Here is a 19,311-nt window from a genome sequence, read left to right on the forward strand (position 1 = left end):
CAACGCTCAAATTAAGATTACAACGGTTTTATTATCTAAGAATTAAAGAAATAAGAAAAAACGAGGAAATATTTAATATTTCCTCGTTTTTAATATATAAAATCTAATTTCGATAACTAAGAAGGGAAATTACGCCTTATTTTTATTTTCCAAATAAAGCCATTCGGCCACTTGTTTGGCAAAGTAGGTCAAAATACCGTCGGCGCCCGCGCGTTTAAAACATAAAAGCGATTCCATAATACATTCTTTTTCCTTCAGCCAACCGTTCTGAATAGCCGCCATATGCATGGCGTATTCGCCTGAGACTTGATAAGCGAAAGTCGGCACGCCGAAATATTGTTTCACACGATACACCATATCCAAATATGGCATACCGGGCTTCACCATCACCATATCCGCCCCCTCTTGCAAATCAAGTGCTACTTCTTGCAAGCCTTCATCACCGTTTGCCGGATCAAGCTGATACGTTTTTTTATCACCGCCTTTCAAATTACCGGAAGAACCGACCGCATCGCGGAACGGACCGTAATAATTCGACGCATATTTCGCCGAATACGCCATAATTTGCGTATTAATAAAACCGTTTTCTTCCAAAGCCTGACGAATACGCCCGATACGCCCATCCATCATATCGCTCGGTGCCACAATATCTGCGCCGGCTTGCGCATGGGACAGCGCTTGCTTCACTAAAATCTCCGAAGTAACGTCGTTTAATACATAGTTTTCTTCGTCGACAATACCGTCTTGACCGTGAATAGTATAAGGGTCTAACGCAATATCGGTGAGTACGCCAAGTTCGGGATAGGCCGATTTTAACGCACGCACCGCGCGTTGCACCAAACCGTTTGGGTTGTAGGCTTCTTCCGCCATTAAGGATTTTTTGCTTTGTTCAACCACCGGAAATAACGCAATAACCGGCACACCATATTTCACCAAAAGTCCCGCTTCAATCAATAATTGATCGATCGTCAAACGTTCTACTCCCGGCATGGAAGGTACCGGCTCCCGATAATTCTCACCTTCTAAAATAAACACCGGATAAATTAAATCGTCCGCCGTAAGTTTATTTTCCGCGACTAAACGACGGCTGAAGTCATGTTTACGCAAACGGCGCAAGCGACGTACCGGAAATCCGGTAAAAATTTGTTGAGTCATATCGTTATCCTTTATCTATCTCAATATTTAGCAATTTCTGTATGTTGAAGTAGCGAAACAGCACCGCATTGAAATGCGCCCAAACCGATAACGAGAAAGGGGCGGCGCCCTAATCGGTTGATTGTTTACTATTCCGGCTTGTTGTCACCTTCAGAAGATTCGGCCGCCGGCACTTCTGCTTCATCCTCTTTAGGTTGATAAAACCGCGCGACAAGCAAACCTAGCTCAAATAACAAGCACATTGGTACGGCGAGTAAGGTTTGTGAAAAAACGTCAGGTGGAGTCAAAATCATCCCTATAAAAAATGCGGCGACAATAATGTAAGGACGTTTTTCGGAAAGGGATTTCACCGTTGTGACGCCCGTCCAACAAAGCAAAATAATAGCAATTGGCACTTCAAAACAGACGCCGAAAGCAAGAAATAAGGCCAAGGCAAAATCTAAATAACTACTGATATCCGTCGCAATCGCCACGCCTTCCGGCGCAGTTTGAGTAAAAAACCCGAATACGAACGGAAACACTACGTAATAAGCGAAGGCGACGCCGCAATAAAACAGAATCGTACTGGAAAACAGCAACGGATAAATCATGCGTTTTTCGTGCTGATATAATGCCGGCGCTACAAACCCCCAAATTTGATAAAGCAAATAAGGCACGGAAATAAACACCGCTACGATAGCCGTGAGTTTAATCGGTGTAAAAAACGGCGTTTGAATATTCGTTGCAATCATGGTCGCGCCTTTCGGCATTACCGTCATCAGCGGCGCGGCAACAAAATGATAAATATCGTTAGAAAAATACACCAAGGCGACAAACACCAACAGTACGCAAATCACGCAGCGTAACAGACGATTTCTTAACTCGACAAGGTGGCTAATAAGAGGTTGGGATTCATCCACGGTACTCATAAACACTCGCTATGATTGGGATTCTTTCGATTGCGGCTTAGGCGCCAGCGCTACTTCTGTTTCATCCGGCGGATAATAATCGGACAAACGCTCGGTGAGTTCTGCCTGTTCATGGGCTTCCAATGCGGTGAGATCTGAGGCTTCCGTCCCTTTTTCAACCGATTTTGGTTGCGTTTGTATGCTTTCACATTCCGCCAAATTCGCAGAACTAGCAGCATTTTCGGCCGTGCTTTTAATTTCTTTAATCTGCTCTTCTACCGTGGTACCGGCTTCAGCTGCCTTTGCTTCCAATTCCGCACGCATTTTGTCTGCTTGTGCTTTTAACTCTTCCACGGTTTTGTTCAATTCAGGTGAAAGGGTCTGCAAATTTAACGCTTCCGCTTTTTTAATGCTGTCCTGCAATTCTTGCAGTTTCAATTCTTGTTTTAGTTCGTTTTGCACATTTGCCGCTAAACCACGAATGGTTTTCACCCAGCCCATTACGGTACGAATGGCTATCGGCAAACGTTTCGGCCCTAGCACGACCAAGCCCACCAGCATTAATAAAACCAGTTCGGAAAAACCAATATCAAACACGGATTAAGCCTGTTCTTTCTCTTTAGCGGTGGTCTCGGTTTTGGCGGTATTCGCGGCGCCATCGTTAATGGACTTAAATTCTGCATCTTTAACTTGAGATTCGTCATCTTTCATTGCTTTTTTGAAGCCTTTTACTGCAGCGCCCAAATCAGAACCGGCATTTCTCAATTTTTTTGTACCGAAAACCAATAAAATCACCACTAATAAAATAATCATTTGCGCCGGGGATAAACCAAACATAATAAACTCCGTTCTATAAAAAATGGAAAAATTTGGCGCTGAATATACTCTTTTTGGCTTCGTTGAACAATACTAAGAGGCGATTATTTTCCGTACTTAAACAAAAACCGCGATGATTTCCATCCAGAAATTTAAGAGTTGGAAGAACGGCAAAAATTGCTATAATCACGCCTCATTTTTTATGAGGAAAACAAATATGAACGCCATTTCTTACTGGCAACGCCTGAAAGTTGCGTTTCAATATGCGATGCCGCAGCTTTATTTAACTCGCCTTGCCGGCTGGTTCGCTAAACAACAGTGGGGCGCTGTGACGCATTTTGCAATTAAAGTCTTTGCGAAAAAATACAATATTGATATGAGCATTGCGCAAAAAGAACAATTCAGCGATTACGCCAGCTTCAACGAATTTTTTATTCGCCCGTTGAAACAAAGTGCCCGTCCAATCAACCAAAATAGCACCGCATTGAGCCTACCTGCCGACGGTCGCGTCAGTCAATGCGGTGCTATTGACGACAATCGTTTATTGCAAGCCAAAGGCCATTTTTTCCGCTTGGAAGATTTATTGGCGGAAGATAAAGAATTAACGGAAGCGTTTAAAAACGGCGAATTTATCACCACTTATCTTTCGCCGCGCGATTATCATCGCGTACATATGCCGTGCGACGGCACATTGCGCAAAATGATTTACGTGCCAGGCGATTTATTCTCTGTCAATCCGTTTTTAGCACAGCACATACCGAACCTCTTTGCGCGTAACGAGCGCGTGATCTGCGTATTTGATACCGAATTTGGCACCATGGTGCAAATCCTAGTCGGCGCTACCATTACCGCAAGCATCGGCACCGTTTGGGCGGGCGTGATTAATCCGCCACGTCATAACGAAGTGAAAACTTGGAGCTATGAAGACGAAAATGCGATCAAATTAACGAAAGGTCAAGAAATGGGCTGGTTCCAACTCGGTTCCACGGTGATTAATTTATTCCAAGCAAACCGGGTACGGTTGGCAGATCATTTGAGCGTAGGCGAGCCAGTGCGCGTAGGCGAAATTTTGGCCTATAAAACGAATTCTTAACAAAAAGGAAAACATTATGAATTTTGAACAGGTGAAATTAGAAAGTCTGTCTGAAAAAGGCAGTTATGGTATCGGTTTACAAATCGGTCAACAACTACTCGACAGCCAAATGGATATTTCTGTCGAAGCGGTGGCGAAAGGCATTTCCGACGCCTTAAAGCACAATCAACCGGCATTAGAAATCAACGAGTTAATGCTTTCCGTACAACAACTTCAACAACAAGCGGCGGAAGCGCAACAAGCGCAATTCAAAGCAATTGAAGAAGCAGGTAAAGCTTTCTTAGCGGAAAATGCCAAAAAAGATGGCGTAAAAGTAACTGACAGCGGTTTACAATACGAAATCATCACTGAGGGCAACGGCGCCAAACCAGCGGCAACGGATACGGTTCGCGTACACTACGTCGGCACCTTGCCGGATGGCACCACCTTCGATAGTTCCGTAGCGCGTGGCCAGCCGGCGGAATTTCCGGTAACCGGCGTAATTCGCGGTTGGGTGGAAGCCTTACAAATGATGTCGGTAGGCTCTAAATGGAAACTCACCATCCCGCACGAGCTCGCTTACGGCGAACGTGGCGCCGGCGCTTCAATTCCGCCGTTTTCGCCGTTGGTATTTGAAGTCGAATTATTAGACATTCTGTAATTTTCCAAATTAAAAAAGCACACTTAAAAACCTCGGATGTAGTAAACGCACTAAACCATCTGAGTGAAGTAGAAGTCACAAACAGCACCGCATTGAAGTCGCCTCCAATGCGGTGCTGTTTTATGAGGTCATTTCGGCTTTGCGCAACAACATAATTTCCAAAAATCTTATTGCTTTTCACCGCACTTGTTTTTTTGAATAAAACTTATTCGGCTTGCACGCCTAGATTACCGATTTTCACGCCTAACATACCAAGAGAAACAGCATCTAAATAATCACCTAAAAATTTGAATAATTCGTTTAATTCAGTAAACGAACGTTGAATTTTCACCTCATTTTCTATGCGACGCACAAATTCGTAACGAATGCCTTTTTCTTCGAAATATGCAGTGAGCGTTAAATAAACGGTTTCAAAAAAATGACTGCGCGCGCCCTCTTCGCCCGGATCGCTAATGCGTACGTTCCACGTGGTGTTAAATAAAATCTCAGTTCTGTTTGACATTTTCTACCTCTTACCGCTTTTTTACTTTAAGAAAAACCCGATTATAAAGTTTCTGTAATCAAAAAATTTATAATCGGGCTTTTCAAAAAATTTCCCTATATGTTTTGCTTTTCGTTGGTAACTGCCTTTACCTTTACGTTTTGTCTCCACACGTTGACGGAATAATTTATCGTGCAGCAGTGCCATAATTGCATTATCCTTCACCACACCGCGCGTGTGCAGATAGACAGGCTGGTTTTCAACCGCGCTTTTTGTTTTTTTGGTCATTCTTTTTCCTCAAAAAAGCCGTGAAGGGATTTTCACGGCGGGCGTATTATACGCGTAAACGTTAAAATTACAAAATCGTCAGCACGGATTCCGGCGGTCGACCGATTTTAGCTTTGTCGCCATTCACCACAATCGGCCGTTCCAATAAGGCGGAATTTTCGCTGATCGCATTTAACAAATCCGCATTGCTAAGTGTAGGATCAGATAAATTCAACGATTGATATAAATCGTCTTTTACGCGCATCATTTGACGCACCTCGGTAATGCCCAACTTTTTAGCTAAATCTTGTAATTCGGCTACGGAATAATGTTTTTGCAAATAAAGTTCGATCATTGGCCGAACGCCTCGCATTTCTAACAACGCCAAGGTTTCACGACTTTTTGAACAGCGCGGATTATGATAAATAATAACGGACATAGAATTTCCCTTTTGTTAGCTATAACCGGGCCAGATTTTAACTTATAATGGCGCAAAATGCTCATTTAGGATTTGATTATGTTAGATATGTTAAGAAGCTGGTATGTGCGCCGATTAGGCGATCCGCAAGCAATGGGATTACTGGCGATTTTGCTGTTCGGTTTTATCGCCATTTATTTTTTCGGCGATCTTATCGCACCTTTACTGATCGCCATCGTGTTAGCCTATTTGCTAGAAATACCGATTCATTTTTTAGATAGCAAAATTAAACTGCCACGCCTACTCGCCACGATCATAGTATTTGGTAGTTTTATCGGCGTAGCGACGGTTTTTTTCCTGGTTTTAGTACCGATGTTATGGAACCAAACCGTTTCCTTGCTTAGCGACCTGCCGGCGATGTTTAACAAACTCAACGAATGGTTACTTGACTTGCCTGAACATTATCCTGAACTGATTGATTATTCGATGATCGATGCCTTTTTCAACGCCGCTCGGGCAAAAATTTTGGGTTTCGGCGAATCGGCCGTGAAACTCTCCCTTGCCTCCATTATGAACTTGGTTTCATTGGGCATTTACGCGTTTCTCGTACCATTGATGATGTTCTTTATGCTCAAAGACAAACGCGAGCTTTTACAAGGCGTAAGCCGTTTTCTGCCGCGCAACCGCAATCTTGCCTTTAAAGTGTGGACGGAAATGCAACAACAAATTTCCAATTATATTCACGGTAAACTATTGGAAATTTTGATCGTGACGCTCGTCACCTACTTAATTTTCCTTATTTTCGGCTTAAATTACCCGCTTTTATTGGCCTTTGCCGTAGGGCTCTCTGTATTGGTGCCATACATCGGTGCGGTGCTGGTAACGATACCTGTCGCCTTGGTGGCGCTGTTCCAGTTCGGCATTAGTCCGACATTTTGGTACATCATTATCGCCTTTGCGATTAGTCAATTGTTAGACGGTAACCTTCTGGTGCCTTATTTGTTCTCCGAAGCAGTCAATTTACATCCGTTGATTATCATCATTTCGGTTCTTATCTTCGGCGGGTTATGGGGGTTCTGGGGAGTATTTTTCGCTATTCCGTTAGCAACTTTAGTGAAAGCAGTGGTGAATGCATTGCCGCAGGATTAATTAAAAAAAGCCTGTTGAAACCGGCCGTTTTTCATACCAAAGGCAAGCTCATCTTGCCTTATGTTTTTCAATTTCCAACACTTCCACCATATCCACGGTGCCGGCTTTAATCCGCCATTTCACGTTAAATTCATATAAACTGATGCCGTAAATCCGCTCGCTCGGTTTACCTTGTTGATAGGCAGGACGCGGATCTTGCTCAATAACTTGGCGAATAAAACGGGCTAAATGCGGTCGTTTGACTTCGTATTTCAGCACCGCATTGAAGGCAGGTTCAGTAAAACTGACGTTCAATTTTACCGCCGGTTTTTCTTGTGCGAAACCGGACTGCGCAGCGGGTTCGCTGTCAGCGTAGGCAATGTACGGTTTAATATCAAAAATCGGCGTGCCATCTACCAAATCCACAGCGCCCAAATGCAAAAACACTTTGCCATTGATGCACTCTACTTGACGTAATTCCGCTTTTGACAAGCCGAGCGGATTAGGGCGATGAGTGGCACGCGAGGCGAACACACCGACTCGTTGATTACCGCCTAAACGCGGCGGACGCACCGTCGCTTGCCATTTTCCCGGTTGAATGTGATCAAAATGGAAAATCAGCCAAAGATGACTAAATTGTTCCAAACCGCGTACGGCTTCAGGCGAATTATAAGGCGGCAATAATTCGACAATACCGACGCCGTCTTGCACTAAGTTAGGTTGGCGCGGTACAGAAAATTTTTCTTTGTAAGGCGTGTGGATAAAGCCGATAGGCGATAAGGTTAAATCATTCATAAACAGGGCGTTTCAGTGTAAAATGCGCGACTTATTGTAATCAAAAGTACGGTCAAAAAAAAATGACAAATGAAAAATTGAAAATGTGGTGGGAAACCGCTCGCCCGAAAACCTTACCGCTAGCCTTAGCCTCGATTTTTACCGGCTCGGCATTGGGCTATTGGGCTAATCCGCAAGGATTTAACAGCCCAGTCATGGTGTTTTGTTTGCTTACTACGATTTTATTACAAGTGCTTTCCAACTTTGCCAACGACTACGGCGATCACCAAAAAGGTAGCGACACAGAGGACCGCATTGGACCGTTACGCGGCATTCAAAAAGGCGCCATTTCCGCGCAAGAGCTGAAATGGGGATTGATTTTTATGGTCATTGCCAGCTTTCTTTCCGGCAGCTTTTTAATCGGCATCGCCTATGAAAATCTTTCGGATTTATTGGCCTTTGCCGGATTGGGTATTTTAGCCATTATCGCCGCCATTACTTATACCGTCGGCGCAAAACCTTACGGTTATATGGGGCTGGGCGATATTTCCGTTCTCATGTTTTTCGGCTTACTCGGCGTGGGCGGTACTTATTATCTACAAACCCACAGTATTGACGGCCACATTATTCTGCCCGCTATCGGCTCCGGATTACTCGCCAGTGCGGTGCTAAATATCAACAACTTACGAGATATCGAACAAGACGCCCAAGCCGGTAAAAACACGTTAGCGGTACGTTTAGGTTCGCACAAAGGGCGCGTGTATCATTGTATTTTATTAACGATTGCGGCTTTATGTTATTTAATTTTTACGCTAACCACGGCCACTTCATGGATGAATTATTTATTTGTGCTTGCATTACCGTTACTCGCCAAACACGCGATTTTTGTATACCGCAGCAAAACGCCAAACGCATTGCGCCCGATGCTTGCACAAATGTCGATGATTTCTTTATTAATCAATATGTTATTTAGTTTAGGCTTGCTTATCGGCTAAATCGGCTTATACTAATCTGAGTTAAATTTCTGAACAAACTGGGGAAAATTTATGTTTATCGATACTTCAGAACTTTGTGATCTTTATGCGGATCAAGTGGATGTGGTGGAGCCTATTTTTTCAAGTTTCGGCGGCGTAAACACGTTTTACGGTAAAGTCACCACCATTAAATGCTTTGAAAATAATGGCTTAATCGCTGAAGTATTGGAAGAAAACGGCAAGGGGCGCGTGCTTGTGGTCGACGGCGGCGGTGCGGTTCGCCGTGGTTTGATAGATGCAGAATTAGCGCAACTTGCGGCGGATAACGGCTGGGAAGGCATTATTGTTTACGGTGCGGTACGCCAAATTCAACAGCTTGAAAATATTCATCTCGGTATTCATGCTCTTGCGCCGATTCCGGTGAGCGCTGATGAAAGTAATATCGGCGAAAACGATATTCCGGTTAATTTCGGCGGCGTGACATTTTTCCCGGAAGACTACATTTATGCGGATCTCACCGGCATTATTCTTTCCCAAGAACCTCTAGATTTAGAAAATCTTGATAACGAATAGGCAATTCAAAAGTGCGATTAAAAACAACTGCGCCTTTTATCAAAATTAGGTAGCAATTAGACAACGCTAAAATGAGATCCTAAAACAGCACCGCATTGGAACGAATTTCAATGCGGTGTTGTTTTAGGTGGCTAACTCATACTTTACTCGGATGGTTTTGTGCATTTGCTATGTAGTACCGAAATTTTTTTTGCACTTGATCACACTTTTGAATTTTGCCCGTTGCAAGTCAATAACATTCCTTTAACATAAATTTCGTTCATCTGAGTAGCTAATGTGGAGGAACCTATGAACGAATTATCTTCACGCAAAAGCCATAAAAATAGCATTATATTCATCGCAGATATCGTGCTGTTTTTCTTTTTATTGAAGTTTTTACCTTTCGCGCCTAAAGAAAACGCCGGTTTGGCTCTGCTCGGTTTTATCGCCGTACTTTGGTTAAGTGAAGCCCTACACGTTACTATCACCGCATTACTTGTGCCATTATTGGCAATTGCACTTAATCTCGTCACCACTAAACAAGCTTTAGCTACGTTTTCCGATCCGACTATTTTCTTATTCTTCGGTGGTTTTGCTTTAGCAACCGCATTACATATGCAAAAACTCGATAAAATGATTGCCAACAAAATTATGACTTTGGCTCAAGGTAATCTTTTGATCGCCGTAATTTATCTTTTCCTAAGTACCGCTTTCCTTTCCATGTGGATGAGTAATACTGCCACCGCAGCCATGATGTTGCCACTCGCAATGGGAATTTTAAGCCAAATGGATCGTGAAAAAGAACATAATACTTACGTCTTCGTATTATTGGGGATTGCCTATAGTGCGAGTATCGGTGGTATGGGAACACTCGTTGGTAGCCCGCCAAATGCTATCGTAGCAAGTAATTTGCACCTTACATTCTCCGATTGGTTATGGTACGGACTGCCAATCATGCTCATTTTGATGCCTCTAATGATCGGTACACTTTGGATTGTGTTCAAACCTAAATTAAATATAAAGTTTGAACAATCTTTTGAAAAAATCGAAATGAATCAACAACGTATTCTAACCCTTGTAATTTTTGGTTTTATTGCATTTTGTTGGATTTTCAGTGGACAAATTAATCCGTTAATTTCCGGCTTATTGGGATTACAAAAGAATATAGCCAGCTTTGATAGCGTAGTCGCATTACTTGCCGCAATTATTATCTGCTCAACGGGTGTCGCTAACTGGAAACAAATTCAAGAGAATACTGATTGGGGTGTATTAATGTTATTCGGCGGCGGTTTAACGTTAAGTGCTGTGTTAAAAGATTCCGGTGCTAGCAAAATTCTTGCTGACGGCATCGTTTTCTTAGTGCAAGACCAGCATTACTACTTAATCGGTTTATTAGTAGCAACCTTTATCATTTTCTTAACCGAATTTACGTCCAACACAGCGAGTGCTGCATTATTGGTACCAATCTTTATTTCTATTGCGCAATCTTTAGGCATTCCAGAAATCGGTTTAGCCCTAATTATCGGTTTAGGCGCTTCCTGTGCCTTCATGTTACCTGTAGCGACTCCGCCAAATGCCATTGTGTTCGGAACAGGCTGTGTGGAACAAAAAGAAATGGTTCGTGCTGGCTTCGTATTAAATATTGTCTGCGTGCTCGTTATTGCCACAGTAGGCTACTTCTTCTGGTTAAATTAATTATTTTTCTAAAAGAATTTTAATAAAATCCCATAAAAATATGTACTTTATCTGCATCCAATAAGTTGAAATCACAATCAACTTATTGGATGCAGATTTTTTATGGGGAAATATTGCCCTATCCAATAAAAGCAAAATGGTGCAAAAAAGTAGGAAGAACAAACCGTGCTCATTTAATTTACTACGAAAGAAAATGAGAAAATAATGTTCTGCGCTAAAATTTTACACCGTAATTTTTTCAGTCTAAAAAATTTTATTTACTAAAACCTATCATTTTCTTGGCACGTTTACTTATTACTCAGCGAAGTTTTAAAATTATATTCTAAAAATAATAAATTATTAGTTTTTTATCTTTATAGTTCCTTAGAGAAAGGAATCTTACCTCCTTTACTCAAGAATAAAATTCTATTATAAATAGCAGCCTCTGTTTCCTAGTTAATTTATAAGAGAAAATTTTATGAGTGAAGTTTCAAATCCAGTAGAAAAATCCACCTGGGCAAGTAAATTTGCCGCCTTAGGGCCGGGAATAGTGATGGCATCCGCTGCCGTCGGCGGCTCACATATTATCGCCTCCACCCAAGCGGGTGCGATTTACGGTTGGGAGTTGGTGAGCATTGTTATTCTTGCCAATTTATTTAAATATCCTTTCTTCCGTTTTGGCGTGCAATACACCCTTGATACCGGTAATACCTTGCTGGAAGGGTATCGCCAAAAAGGTAAATTCTATTTGTGGTTATTTCTGATTCTGAACATTTTTGCAACCGTAATTAACACAGCGGCGGTCGGTTTATTAACCGCAGCGATTTTAACCTTCATCACTCCGATTCCATTGCCTATGCCAGTATTGAGTTCATTGGTGATTCTTGTAACCACCGGGATTTTATTATTAGGCAAATATCGCCTGCTGGACAGCTTATCTAAAATCATCATGATCGCCTTAACCATTACAACAGTCAGTGCCGTGGTGGTTGCCCTCATGCGTAACGGCATGCAGGGTGTCGCACCAGCAGATTTTGTTGCGCCTTCGCCATGGGAATTAGCAAATTTAGCATTTTTGGTAGCATTAATGGGTTGGATGCCGGCACCAATTGAAATTTCTGCCATTAACTCCATGTGGGTGGTGGCAAAACGTCGCTTGACCAAAGTCTCCTATCAGGACGGATTGTTTGACTTTAACGTAGGGTACATCAGCACGGCTATTTTAGCAGTTGTGTTCTTAGCGCTTGGTGCTTTGGTACAATTTGGTTCACCTGAAACCGTGGAAATGGTGGGTGGTAAATATATTGCACAACTTATCAATATGTATGCCAGCACGATTGGTGAATGGGCACGTTTACTGATTGCCGTGATTGCATTTATGTGTATGTTTGGCACCACAATTACCGTTATCGACGGCTATTCGCGTACTAACGTTGAATCCTTGCGTTTATTGCTCGGCAAACACGAGAGTTCGGTGAGAACCTTAAATATCGCGATGGTTTTGGCGGCATTATCCGGTTTGGCAATTATTTTCTACTTTAATAACGCCGTTGGCCCAATGTTAAAATTCGCGATGATCGCTTCCTTTGTTTCCGCACCGGTTTTTGCTTGGTTAAATTTATCCTTAACTATGAAAGCCAAACACAGCGTGAAAGGCGGATTATTGTGGTTATCCTTTATTGGCTTATTCTATTTAACCGCATTTGCTGCCTTATTTATTGCGCAACAAGCAGGTTGGCTAAGCTAAAAACGTCACCTAAATCCACCGCACTTTGAGATCCATTTTCAAAGTGCGGTTGTTTTTTTATAGCATTTTATTAGAGAAAAATTTCCTAAGTAAAGCAGGTATCTGGGTGAAATATAAAAATAATCAATCCGTACTGGTCGTTATTTATGCTCAAAATAGCGGTAGAGTTTTGATGCTTCAACGCCGTGATGATACCGATTTTTGGCAATCGGTCACCGGTTCCCTTGAATCCGGTGAGACACCAAAAGAAACTGCAATGCGTGAAGTTTGGGAAGAAGTGCGGTTAAAAATTTCGGAAAATTCGACCGAACTTTTTGACTGCAATGAAAGCGTAGAATTTGAAATTTTTCCGCATTTCCGTTATAAATACGCACCGAATGTGACCCATTGCCGAGAGCATTGGTTTCTGTTGTCGGTGGAACAGGAATTTATTCCTGAGTTAACCGAACATCTCGCTTTTCAATGGGTTTCGCCAACACAAGCAATTAAAATCACGAAATCCCCAAATAACGCAGAAGCGATAAGAAAATATTTACTCGATTTAACAAAATAGAAGGAAACAATATGGCAGGCCATAGTAAGTGGGCAAATATTAAACACCGCAAAGCAGCGCAAGATGCGCAACGCGGCAAAATTTTTACTAAATTAATTCGCGAATTAGTGACCGCAGCAAAAATCGGTGGCGGCGATGTCGGTTCTAACCCACGTTTACGTGCGGCGGTGGATAAAGCCTTAAGCAACAATATGACCCGCGATACGATCAATCGTGCTATTGAGCGCGGTGTGGGCGGCGGCGATGACACCAATATGGAAACCAAAATCTATGAAGGTTACGGCCCTGGCGGCACGGCAGTGATGGTGGAATGCTTAAGCGATAACGCCAACCGTACTATTTCCCAAGTACGCCCGAGTTTTACTAAATGTGGCGGTAACTTAGGAACAGAAGGTTCTGTCGGTTATTTATTCAGCAAAAAAGGGCTGATTTTAGTAAACCAGGCGGATGAAGACGCGCTAATGGAAGCTGCAATTGAAGCCGGAGCAGATGATGTTCAGCCGCAAGATGATGGCTCTTTTGAAATTTATACCGCGTGGGAAGAATTAGGTTCCGTACGCGATGGCATTGAAGCTGCGGGATTTAAAGTGCAAGAAGCGGAAGTAACGATGATTCCGTCAACTACCGTGGATCTTGATCTTGAAACCGCACCGAAACTGCTTCGTTTAATTGATATGTTGGAAGACTGTGATGACGTGCAAAATGTCTATCACAACGGTGAAATTAGCGATGAAGTCGCTGCACAACTGTAATTATGTAATAAATGGGTAGGAAAGCTACCCATTTTTATTTAAAACCATGAACATTATTTTAGGCATTGACCCCGGTTCCCGTGTGACCGGTTATGGTGTGATTCAGCAGAATAGACGGCAATTGGAATATCTTGGTAGTGGTACGATTCGCACCCAAGTGGAAGATTTGCCGACCCGCTTAAAACGAATTTATGCAGGTGTAACAGAAATTATTACGCAATTTCAACCGGATATGTTTGCCATTGAGCAAGTTTTCATGGCAAAAAATGCTGACTCGGCATTAAAGCTGGGACAAGCGCGTGGTACGGCGATAGTCGCGGCGGTGAATCATGATTTACCGGTGTTCGAATATGCGGCGCGCTTGGTGAAGCAAACTGTAGTCGGTATCGGTTCAGCAGATAAAGTTCAGGTACAGGAAATGGTTACCCGCATTCTTAAACTCTCCGACAAGCCGCAAGTCGACGCAGCCGATGCTTTGGCAATCGCCATTACCCACGCCCATTCCATACAACATTCTTTTCACGTTGCCGGTGCGGCAAGTCAACATAAAATACAGGAAAAACCGGCTACACTTTTGCAAACTCGATACAGTCGAGGTCGCTTCCGTTTAAAAATTTAACTGGATGTTCGTCCAGTTTTATTTTATTCTATGCAAAAATTTTTGCTTATGGATCGATTATGATTGGCCGTTTAAAAGGCATTCTGTTAGAAAAACTCCCTCCTGAAATTTTACTCGACGTACAAGGCGTGGGCTACGAGCTACTATTGCCGATGACGAGTTTCTATAATCTGCCTGAAACTGGGCAAGAAACCACTTTATTTACTCATCTTGTAGTGCGTGAAGATGCCCATTTACTATTTGGGTTTGCGCAAAAAACCGACCGTACTTTATTCCGCGAACTGATCAAAACCAACGGCGTCGGACCAAAACTGGCGTTAGCAATTTTGTCTGCCATGTCGGTGGAACAATTCACTTATGCGATTGAACACGAAGAATTGTCGAAATTAATTAAAATTCCCGGGGTAGGCAAGAAAACGGCAGAACGTTTATTAGTAGAATTAAAAGGCAAATTTAAGGGCTTGATACAAAACGATTTCTTCGTGGAAAACAGCCATATTTCAACATCGCTGACAGCACCGCATTCGGAAAGCGCAGCCGAAGAAGCAGTAGCCGCATTAATTGCGCTCGGTTATAAACCGACGGAGGCGGAAAAAATGGTAAAACGTGTGACGAAACCGGAATTAAGCCGTGAGCAATTAATTCGCGAAGCCTTAAAAACGGCTTTGTAATAGGATAGCTTAATGATTGAAGTAGACAGAATTATTAGCGGCCAAGCGAAGCTTGATGAAGACGTAATTGATCGCGCTATTCGCCCGAAATTATTGGCAGATTATGTAGGGCAGCCACAGGTGTGCGAACAAATGGAGATTTTCATTAAAGCGGCAAAATTGCGTCAAGACGCGTTGGATCATTTGTTAATTTTCGGCCCGCCGGGATTAGGGAAAACGACGTTGGCGAATATTGTTGCCAATGAAATGGGCGTGAATATTCGCACCACATCCGGGCCTGTATTGGAAAAAGCGGGCGATTTGGCGGCGATGTTAACTAATCTTGAGCCACACGATGTATTGTTTATTGATGAAATTCACCGCCTTTCGCCGGCAATTGAAGAAGTGCTTTATCCGGCGATGGAGGATTATCAGCTAGATATTATGATCGGCGAAGGGCCGGCCGCACGGTCCATTAAATTAGATTTGCCGCCATTCACTCTTGTCGGTGCAACGACACGAGCCGGCTCGTTAACCTCACCGCTACGTGATCGTTTCGGTATCGTACAGCGCTTAGAATTTTACTCCGAGGAAGATTTAACCTCTATTGTGGCGAGAAGTGCAGCCTGTTTAAATCTGCAATTAGAACCTCAAGCGGCATTTGAAATTGCGCGTCGTTCTCGCGGTACACCGCGCATTGCTAATCGCTTACTGCGTCGCGTCCGTGATTATGCGGATGTAAAAAATAATGGAATTATTTCATACGCTCTATCCAAACAAGCGCTTTTGATGCTCGATGTGGATGATGCAGGGTTTGATTATTTAGACCGAAAATTACTGACCGCGCTGCTTGAACGCTTTGACGGCGGACCGGTAGGGCTGGATAATCTTGCAGCGGCAATCGGTGAAGAACGCGATACTATTGAAGATGTGTTGGAGCCTTATCTCATCCAACAAGGTTTTTTACAGCGTACTCCGAGAGGACGCATTGCGACTTCGCAAACTTACCGTCATTTCGGTTTGCAAAAACTTACCGAAAATTCCGTGTAATCGCTTAATCAGTTATTGTTTCATTATCCTTGATAAGAACAGTATTCAAACAGTAGGTAAAAATGTTAAAACGTAAAACTTTTTTAAAGAAAATGAAATCACGCGATATTTCATCATCACGCAATTTGCGTTTAAGACGTCTAAAACACCACAAACAAAAATTATTTGCACGCCACGAATTACAATTCGTGGTACAAGATATTTGCTGTTAAAGAAAAACCCCGATATACATCGGGGTTCTTTCTGCTTTTATTTTGCTGTCGGTACGACAAGTTCCGGTTCTGCCGGTTTCTTAACATTACCGAACTGTTTGTCTTTGTTCGCGTCAATAATTTGTTGAGTTTGCTTTGCAAGCGTTTCTAAACCCATCTTTTGGTAAGCGTCACGCATTAAGAATAAACCTTCATAAGTGGCTTGCGCATCAGGATATTGTTGCAACATTCCTACTACGCGGTTTGCCACAGCAACGTCTGCATTACGTTTGGCATAAAACTTTGCAATATCTAATTCATGACGTGCTAAAGAATCTTTGATATAAGCCATACGCGCTAGCGCGTCTTGCGAATACGGACTATTTGGGAAGGCTCGTACAAGACTTTGGAAATTCGCGAATGCGGTCTTCAGCGAGCTAGTCTCACGGGTTGCGCGATCGATACCGAAGAAATCTTGAATCGGATTATCCGCTGTTGCCGAATTCGTTAAACCCGCCATGTATACTGCATAATCACGGTTTGGACTTTGCGGAAATTGATTTAAAAATTTATCGACGGTCACTAATACCGCCGTATAATCTTGCGATTTATAATTCGCATAAATTAAGTCTAGCATCGCTTGCTCTTGATAAGTACTGCCAAGAAAACGCTCCGTAGCCGCATTCAAATAACGAATCGCTTCCGAATATCCTCCTTCTTGCAATGCGTTTGAACCTTTGTTATAAAGTTCCTCCACCGAAGAATCTTCCACACTTTTATTGGCGCTTGAACATCCGACAATAAACACAGCCATCGCAAACACCACCAAAGATTTTATTTTACGCATTGTTTTTTCCTTAATTTTTACGAAAACTAATAAATAAGATACAATTGGCCGCCATTTTATAGAACATTGGAAAATAAGCCAACTTTTTCAAGTTATTGAGATAGATTTTATGCCGCAAATTACCCTTTCTGCTGAAGTTCAGCCCGGACAAATAGGGCAGCGATTAGACCAAGCTCTCGCCGAGTTGTTCCCCGAATATTCCCGTTCGCGTCTAAAAACCTGGATTGAAGCGGAACTTGTGAAAATAAATGGGCGCGTTGCTAATCTACCGCGCGAAAAAGTCCTCGGCGAGGAACAAATCGAAATCACCGTAGAAGTAGAAGAGGAAACGCGTTTTGTACCTGAAAATATTCCACTCAATATCGTTTACGAAGATGACGATATTTTAGTCATTAATAAACCGAAAGATCTGGTAGTACATCCAGGCGCCGGCAACCCAACCGGCACCGTGCTAAATGCCTTGCTCTATCATTATCCGCCAATCGCGGAAGTTCCACGTGCAGGCATCGTGCATCGCTTAGATAAGGACACCACCGGTTTAATGGTGGTAGCGAAAACTATTCCGGCACAAACAAAATTAGTGCGCGAACTGCAAAAACGCAAAATCACCCGCGAATACGAAGCTGTGGCATCCGGCATTATGACTAAAGGCGGCACAGTAGAGCAGCCGATGGCGCGCCATCCTACCAAACGTACACTGATGGCGGTACATCCGATGGGCAAACCAGCGATCACTCACTATCGCATTATGGAAAATTACCGCAACTACACACGTTTACGCTTACGTTTAGAAACCGGTCGAACCCACCAAATTCGCGTACATATGGCCCATATTGCCCATCCCTTATTAGGCGACCAAACCTACGGTGGACGCCCGCGCCCGCCGAAAAATGCCGATGAGCAATTTATGGAAGTGTTGCGCAATTTCAGACGCCAAGCGCTACATGCCGTAATGTTGCGTTTAGCGCACCCCATCAGCGGCGAAATGATGGAATGGTACGCGCCGTTACCGGAGGATTTTGTCGAATTGCTGAACGCATTAAAAACCGACTATATCAAACACAAAAGCGAATTGGATTATTAATATGCGCGCAGTTTTTCCAAATTGGCCGGCGCCGGCCAATATCCAAGCCTTCACCACCACACGCGTAGGCGGTGTCAGTGCGGTGCCGTTCAACAGTTTCAATCTCGGCGATCACGTAGGCGATGAAGAAAACGCGGTAAAAACCAATCGCGCTTTGCTGGTAGAAAAATTCAATCTCCCGCAAACACCACTATTTTTAACTCAAACCCACAGTACACGAGTAATTCAACTGCCCTATTTCGGCAACAATTTGGCAGCTGATGCGACGTATACCAATCAACCAAACCAAGTTTGCGTTGTAATGAGCGCCGATTGCCTACCGGTGCTCTTCACCAATAAACAAGGCACCGAAGTCGCTGCTGCTCATGCAGGCTGGCGAGGATTATGCGACGGCATATTGGAAGAAACGGTGAAATGCTTCCGAACTCCAACACAAGATATTATTGCCTGGCTCGGCCCTGCTATAGGACCGACCGCATTCCAAGTGGAACGCAATGTCGTCGAACAGTTTGCGGCCTTCGATCTCTCAGCCAGCACCGCATTCAAGCCTGACCCGACACAAGAAGGCAAATATCTAGGCAACCTATACCAAATCGCCGAACAACGCCTCAATAAACTCGGCATCCGCGAAATCTTTGGTGGCCATCACTGCACCGTCAATGAAAAAGAACTGTTTTTTTCTTATCGAAGAGAAGGGAAAACAGGAAGAATGGCGAGCGTTATTTGGTTTAAGCCGTAAACTCAGTATTAATTTACATGGCTTAGCCGTTGATGTAGGCGAAAATTCGCAAAGGACGATTTCTAGCTAGGTCGTCCTCTTCAAGAATTCGCCGAAACAGTCGATTTTACCGCTTAGCTAATTCACGGCTTCCAATGCGGTGCTGTTTTGACACTGCGATAATAACGCCGAACGCAATACTAAACAGCATATTTGCCAATATTATTGGCTAAATTTCTTG

The 19,311-nt window shown here is 43.2% G+C and carries 23 protein-coding genes; 14 read left to right on the plus strand and 9 right to left on the minus strand.

Going from position 1 to position 19,311, the window contains the following annotated elements:
• Nucleotides 1-129: 129 nt before the first annotated feature.
• From hemB to tatA, 4 genes are all read right to left on the minus strand, one after another.
• On the minus strand, nt 130-1,155 hold the full coding sequence (gene hemB, locus AB3F25_RS07675) for a porphobilinogen synthase (protein ID WP_373603259.1): 1,026 nt from the start codon (nt 1,153-1,155) through the stop codon (nt 130-132).
• Between the two features lie 128 nt (nt 1,156-1,283).
• Nucleotides 1,284-2,063, minus strand: a complete 780-nt coding sequence (gene tatC / locus AB3F25_RS07680) for a twin-arginine translocase subunit TatC (RefSeq protein ID WP_373603260.1) — start codon at nt 2,061-2,063, stop codon at nt 1,284-1,286.
• Between the two features lie 9 nt (nt 2,064-2,072).
• Complete coding sequence (gene tatB, locus AB3F25_RS07685) at nt 2,073-2,639, minus strand: Sec-independent protein translocase protein TatB (RefSeq protein ID WP_373603261.1); 567 nt, start codon at nt 2,637-2,639, stop codon at nt 2,073-2,075.
• Nucleotides 2,640-2,642: 3 nt separating this feature from the next.
• On the minus strand, nt 2,643-2,879 hold the full coding sequence (gene tatA, locus AB3F25_RS07690) for a twin-arginine translocase TatA/TatE family subunit (protein WP_373603262.1): 237 nt from the start codon (nt 2,877-2,879) through the stop codon (nt 2,643-2,645).
• 196 nt (nt 2,880-3,075) lie between these two features.
• On the opposite strand from tatA, the gene asd reads away from it, so the two are divergent.
• Both asd and AB3F25_RS07700 read left to right on the plus strand, forming a co-directional pair.
• On the plus strand, nt 3,076-3,951 hold the full coding sequence (gene asd / locus AB3F25_RS07695; protein ID WP_373604349.1) for an archaetidylserine decarboxylase: 876 nt from the start codon (nt 3,076-3,078) through the stop codon (nt 3,949-3,951).
• Between the two features lie 16 nt (nt 3,952-3,967).
• Nucleotides 3,968-4,591 (plus strand): FKBP-type peptidyl-prolyl cis-trans isomerase, encoded by a 624-nt coding sequence (locus AB3F25_RS07700; RefSeq protein ID WP_373603263.1) that lies wholly within the window; start codon nt 3,968-3,970, stop codon nt 4,589-4,591.
• Between the two features lie 205 nt (nt 4,592-4,796).
• On the opposite strand, the gene AB3F25_RS07705 is transcribed toward AB3F25_RS07700, so the two are convergent.
• The 3 genes from AB3F25_RS07705 to arsC all read right to left on the minus strand — a co-directional run bounded on the left by AB3F25_RS07705 (nt 4,797) and on the right by arsC (nt 5,778).
• Nucleotides 4,797-5,093: a DUF5377 family protein gene (locus AB3F25_RS07705; protein WP_373603264.1), complete on the minus strand. Its 297-nt coding sequence runs from the start codon at nt 5,091-5,093 to the stop codon at nt 4,797-4,799.
• 21 nt (nt 5,094-5,114) lie between these two features.
• Nucleotides 5,115-5,360, minus strand: a complete 246-nt coding sequence (locus tag AB3F25_RS07710; protein ID WP_373603265.1) for an alternative ribosome-rescue factor A — start codon at nt 5,358-5,360, stop codon at nt 5,115-5,117.
• A gap of 67 nt (nt 5,361-5,427) precedes the next feature.
• Nucleotides 5,428-5,778 (minus strand): arsenate reductase (glutaredoxin), encoded by a 351-nt coding sequence (gene arsC / locus AB3F25_RS07715; protein ID WP_373603266.1) that lies wholly within the window; start codon nt 5,776-5,778, stop codon nt 5,428-5,430.
• A gap of 78 nt (nt 5,779-5,856) precedes the next feature.
• On the opposite strand from arsC, the gene AB3F25_RS07720 reads away from it, so the two are divergent.
• Nucleotides 5,857-6,906: an AI-2E family transporter gene (locus AB3F25_RS07720; RefSeq protein ID WP_373603267.1), complete on the plus strand. Its 1,050-nt coding sequence runs from the start codon at nt 5,857-5,859 to the stop codon at nt 6,904-6,906.
• 48 nt (nt 6,907-6,954) lie between these two features.
• On the opposite strand, the gene tsaA is transcribed toward AB3F25_RS07720, so the two are convergent.
• A complete protein-coding gene (tsaA, locus tag AB3F25_RS07725) occupies nt 6,955-7,680 on the minus strand; it encodes a tRNA (N6-threonylcarbamoyladenosine(37)-N6)-methyltransferase TrmO (RefSeq protein ID WP_373603268.1) in 726 nt (241 codons plus the stop codon).
• A gap of 62 nt (nt 7,681-7,742) precedes the next feature.
• Between tsaA and AB3F25_RS07730 the strand changes: the two genes are divergently transcribed.
• The 9 genes from AB3F25_RS07730 (at nt 7,743) to ruvB (ending at nt 16,230) form a co-directional block, all read left to right on the plus strand.
• Nucleotides 7,743-8,654, plus strand: a complete 912-nt coding sequence (locus AB3F25_RS07730; protein WP_373603269.1) for a 1,4-dihydroxy-2-naphthoate polyprenyltransferase — start codon at nt 7,743-7,745, stop codon at nt 8,652-8,654.
• Nucleotides 8,655-8,705: 51 nt separating this feature from the next.
• Nucleotides 8,706-9,206, plus strand: a complete 501-nt coding sequence (gene rraA / locus AB3F25_RS07735; protein ID WP_373603270.1) for a ribonuclease E activity regulator RraA — start codon at nt 8,706-8,708, stop codon at nt 9,204-9,206.
• Nucleotides 9,207-9,494: 288 nt separating this feature from the next.
• Nucleotides 9,495-10,880 carry a DASS family sodium-coupled anion symporter gene (locus tag AB3F25_RS07740; protein ID WP_373603271.1) on the plus strand — a complete coding sequence of 462 codons (1,386 nt, stop codon included), beginning with the start codon at nt 9,495-9,497 and terminating at the stop codon, nt 10,878-10,880.
• Between the two features lie 457 nt (nt 10,881-11,337).
• On the plus strand, nt 11,338-12,606 hold the full coding sequence (locus AB3F25_RS07745) for an NRAMP family divalent metal transporter (protein WP_373603272.1): 1,269 nt from the start codon (nt 11,338-11,340) through the stop codon (nt 12,604-12,606).
• Nucleotides 12,607-12,712: 106 nt separating this feature from the next.
• Complete coding sequence (gene nudB / locus AB3F25_RS07750; RefSeq protein WP_373603273.1) at nt 12,713-13,159, plus strand: dihydroneopterin triphosphate diphosphatase; 447 nt, start codon at nt 12,713-12,715, stop codon at nt 13,157-13,159.
• 11 nt (nt 13,160-13,170) lie between these two features.
• The gene (locus AB3F25_RS07755; RefSeq protein WP_373603274.1) at nt 13,171-13,911 is read left to right on the plus strand and encodes a YebC/PmpR family DNA-binding transcriptional regulator; all 741 of its coding nucleotides are present in this window, start codon (nt 13,171-13,173) and stop codon (nt 13,909-13,911) included.
• 46 nt (nt 13,912-13,957) lie between these two features.
• Nucleotides 13,958-14,530, plus strand: a complete 573-nt coding sequence (gene ruvC / locus AB3F25_RS07760) for a crossover junction endodeoxyribonuclease RuvC (protein WP_373603275.1) — start codon at nt 13,958-13,960, stop codon at nt 14,528-14,530.
• A 59-nt stretch (nt 14,531-14,589) separates the two neighbouring features.
• Nucleotides 14,590-15,201, plus strand: coding sequence for a Holliday junction branch migration protein RuvA (gene ruvA, locus AB3F25_RS07765; RefSeq protein ID WP_373603276.1), 612 nt, complete (start codon nt 14,590-14,592; stop codon nt 15,199-15,201).
• 12 nt (nt 15,202-15,213) lie between these two features.
• Nucleotides 15,214-16,230, plus strand: a complete 1,017-nt coding sequence (ruvB, locus tag AB3F25_RS07770; RefSeq protein WP_373603277.1) for a Holliday junction branch migration DNA helicase RuvB — start codon at nt 15,214-15,216, stop codon at nt 16,228-16,230.
• 249 nt (nt 16,231-16,479) lie between these two features.
• Here the strand turns inward: ruvB and AB3F25_RS07775 are convergent, their stop codons facing one another.
• The gene (locus AB3F25_RS07775) at nt 16,480-17,268 is read right to left on the minus strand and encodes an outer membrane protein assembly factor BamD (protein ID WP_373603278.1); all 789 of its coding nucleotides are present in this window, start codon (nt 17,266-17,268) and stop codon (nt 16,480-16,482) included.
• A gap of 109 nt (nt 17,269-17,377) precedes the next feature.
• On the opposite strand from AB3F25_RS07775, the gene rluD reads away from it, so the two are divergent.
• Nucleotides 17,378-18,352: a 23S rRNA pseudouridine(1911/1915/1917) synthase RluD gene (rluD, locus tag AB3F25_RS07780; RefSeq protein ID WP_373603279.1), complete on the plus strand. Its 975-nt coding sequence runs from the start codon at nt 17,378-17,380 to the stop codon at nt 18,350-18,352.
• A 1-nt stretch (nt 18,353) separates the two neighbouring features.
• Entirely contained in the window at nt 18,354-19,091 is a 738-nt protein-coding gene (gene pgeF / locus AB3F25_RS07785; RefSeq protein ID WP_373603280.1) for a peptidoglycan editing factor PgeF, read from the plus strand.
• The last annotated feature ends 220 nt before the right edge of the window (nt 19,092-19,311 follow it).

Origin of the sequence: Aggregatibacter sp. HMT-949, assembly GCF_041734645.1 — a bacterium.
Classification (GTDB): domain Bacteria; phylum Pseudomonadota; class Gammaproteobacteria; order Enterobacterales; family Pasteurellaceae; genus Rodentibacter.

Excerpts from the sequence above, each read along its gene's own strand:
- hemB (WP_373603259.1), bottom strand. The coding sequence starts at position 1,155 with ATGACTCAACAAATTTTTACCGGATTTCCGGTACGTCGCTTGCGCCGT.
- tatC (WP_373603260.1), bottom strand. The coding sequence starts at position 2,063 with ATGAGTACCGTGGATGAATCCCAACCTCTTATTAGCCACCTTGTCGAG.
- tatA (WP_373603262.1), bottom strand. The coding sequence starts at position 2,879 with ATGTTTGGTTTATCCCCGGCGCAAATGATTATTTTATTAGTGGTGATT.
- asd (WP_373604349.1), top strand. The coding sequence starts at position 3,076 with ATGAACGCCATTTCTTACTGGCAACGCCTGAAAGTTGCGTTTCAATAT.
- AB3F25_RS07700 (WP_373603263.1), top strand. The coding sequence starts at position 3,968 with ATGAATTTTGAACAGGTGAAATTAGAAAGTCTGTCTGAAAAAGGCAGT.
- AB3F25_RS07705 (WP_373603264.1), bottom strand. The coding sequence starts at position 5,093 with ATGTCAAACAGAACTGAGATTTTATTTAACACCACGTGGAACGTACGC.
- AB3F25_RS07710 (WP_373603265.1), bottom strand. The coding sequence starts at position 5,360 with ATGACCAAAAAAACAAAAAGCGCGGTTGAAAACCAGCCTGTCTATCTG.
- arsC (WP_373603266.1), bottom strand. The coding sequence starts at position 5,778 with ATGTCCGTTATTATTTATCATAATCCGCGCTGTTCAAAAAGTCGTGAA.
- AB3F25_RS07720 (WP_373603267.1), top strand. The coding sequence starts at position 5,857 with ATGTTAGATATGTTAAGAAGCTGGTATGTGCGCCGATTAGGCGATCCG.
- tsaA (WP_373603268.1), bottom strand. The coding sequence starts at position 7,680 with ATGAATGATTTAACCTTATCGCCTATCGGCTTTATCCACACGCCTTAC.
- AB3F25_RS07730 (WP_373603269.1), top strand. The coding sequence starts at position 7,743 with ATGACAAATGAAAAATTGAAAATGTGGTGGGAAACCGCTCGCCCGAAA.
- rraA (WP_373603270.1), top strand. The coding sequence starts at position 8,706 with ATGTTTATCGATACTTCAGAACTTTGTGATCTTTATGCGGATCAAGTG.
- AB3F25_RS07740 (WP_373603271.1), top strand. The coding sequence starts at position 9,495 with ATGAACGAATTATCTTCACGCAAAAGCCATAAAAATAGCATTATATTC.
- AB3F25_RS07745 (WP_373603272.1), top strand. The coding sequence starts at position 11,338 with ATGAGTGAAGTTTCAAATCCAGTAGAAAAATCCACCTGGGCAAGTAAA.
- AB3F25_RS07755 (WP_373603274.1), top strand. The coding sequence starts at position 13,171 with ATGGCAGGCCATAGTAAGTGGGCAAATATTAAACACCGCAAAGCAGCG.
- ruvC (WP_373603275.1), top strand. The coding sequence starts at position 13,958 with ATGAACATTATTTTAGGCATTGACCCCGGTTCCCGTGTGACCGGTTAT.
- ruvA (WP_373603276.1), top strand. The coding sequence starts at position 14,590 with ATGATTGGCCGTTTAAAAGGCATTCTGTTAGAAAAACTCCCTCCTGAA.
- ruvB (WP_373603277.1), top strand. The coding sequence starts at position 15,214 with ATGATTGAAGTAGACAGAATTATTAGCGGCCAAGCGAAGCTTGATGAA.
- AB3F25_RS07775 (WP_373603278.1), bottom strand. The coding sequence starts at position 17,268 with ATGCGTAAAATAAAATCTTTGGTGGTGTTTGCGATGGCTGTGTTTATT.
- rluD (WP_373603279.1), top strand. The coding sequence starts at position 17,378 with ATGCCGCAAATTACCCTTTCTGCTGAAGTTCAGCCCGGACAAATAGGG.
- pgeF (WP_373603280.1), top strand. The coding sequence starts at position 18,354 with ATGCGCGCAGTTTTTCCAAATTGGCCGGCGCCGGCCAATATCCAAGCC.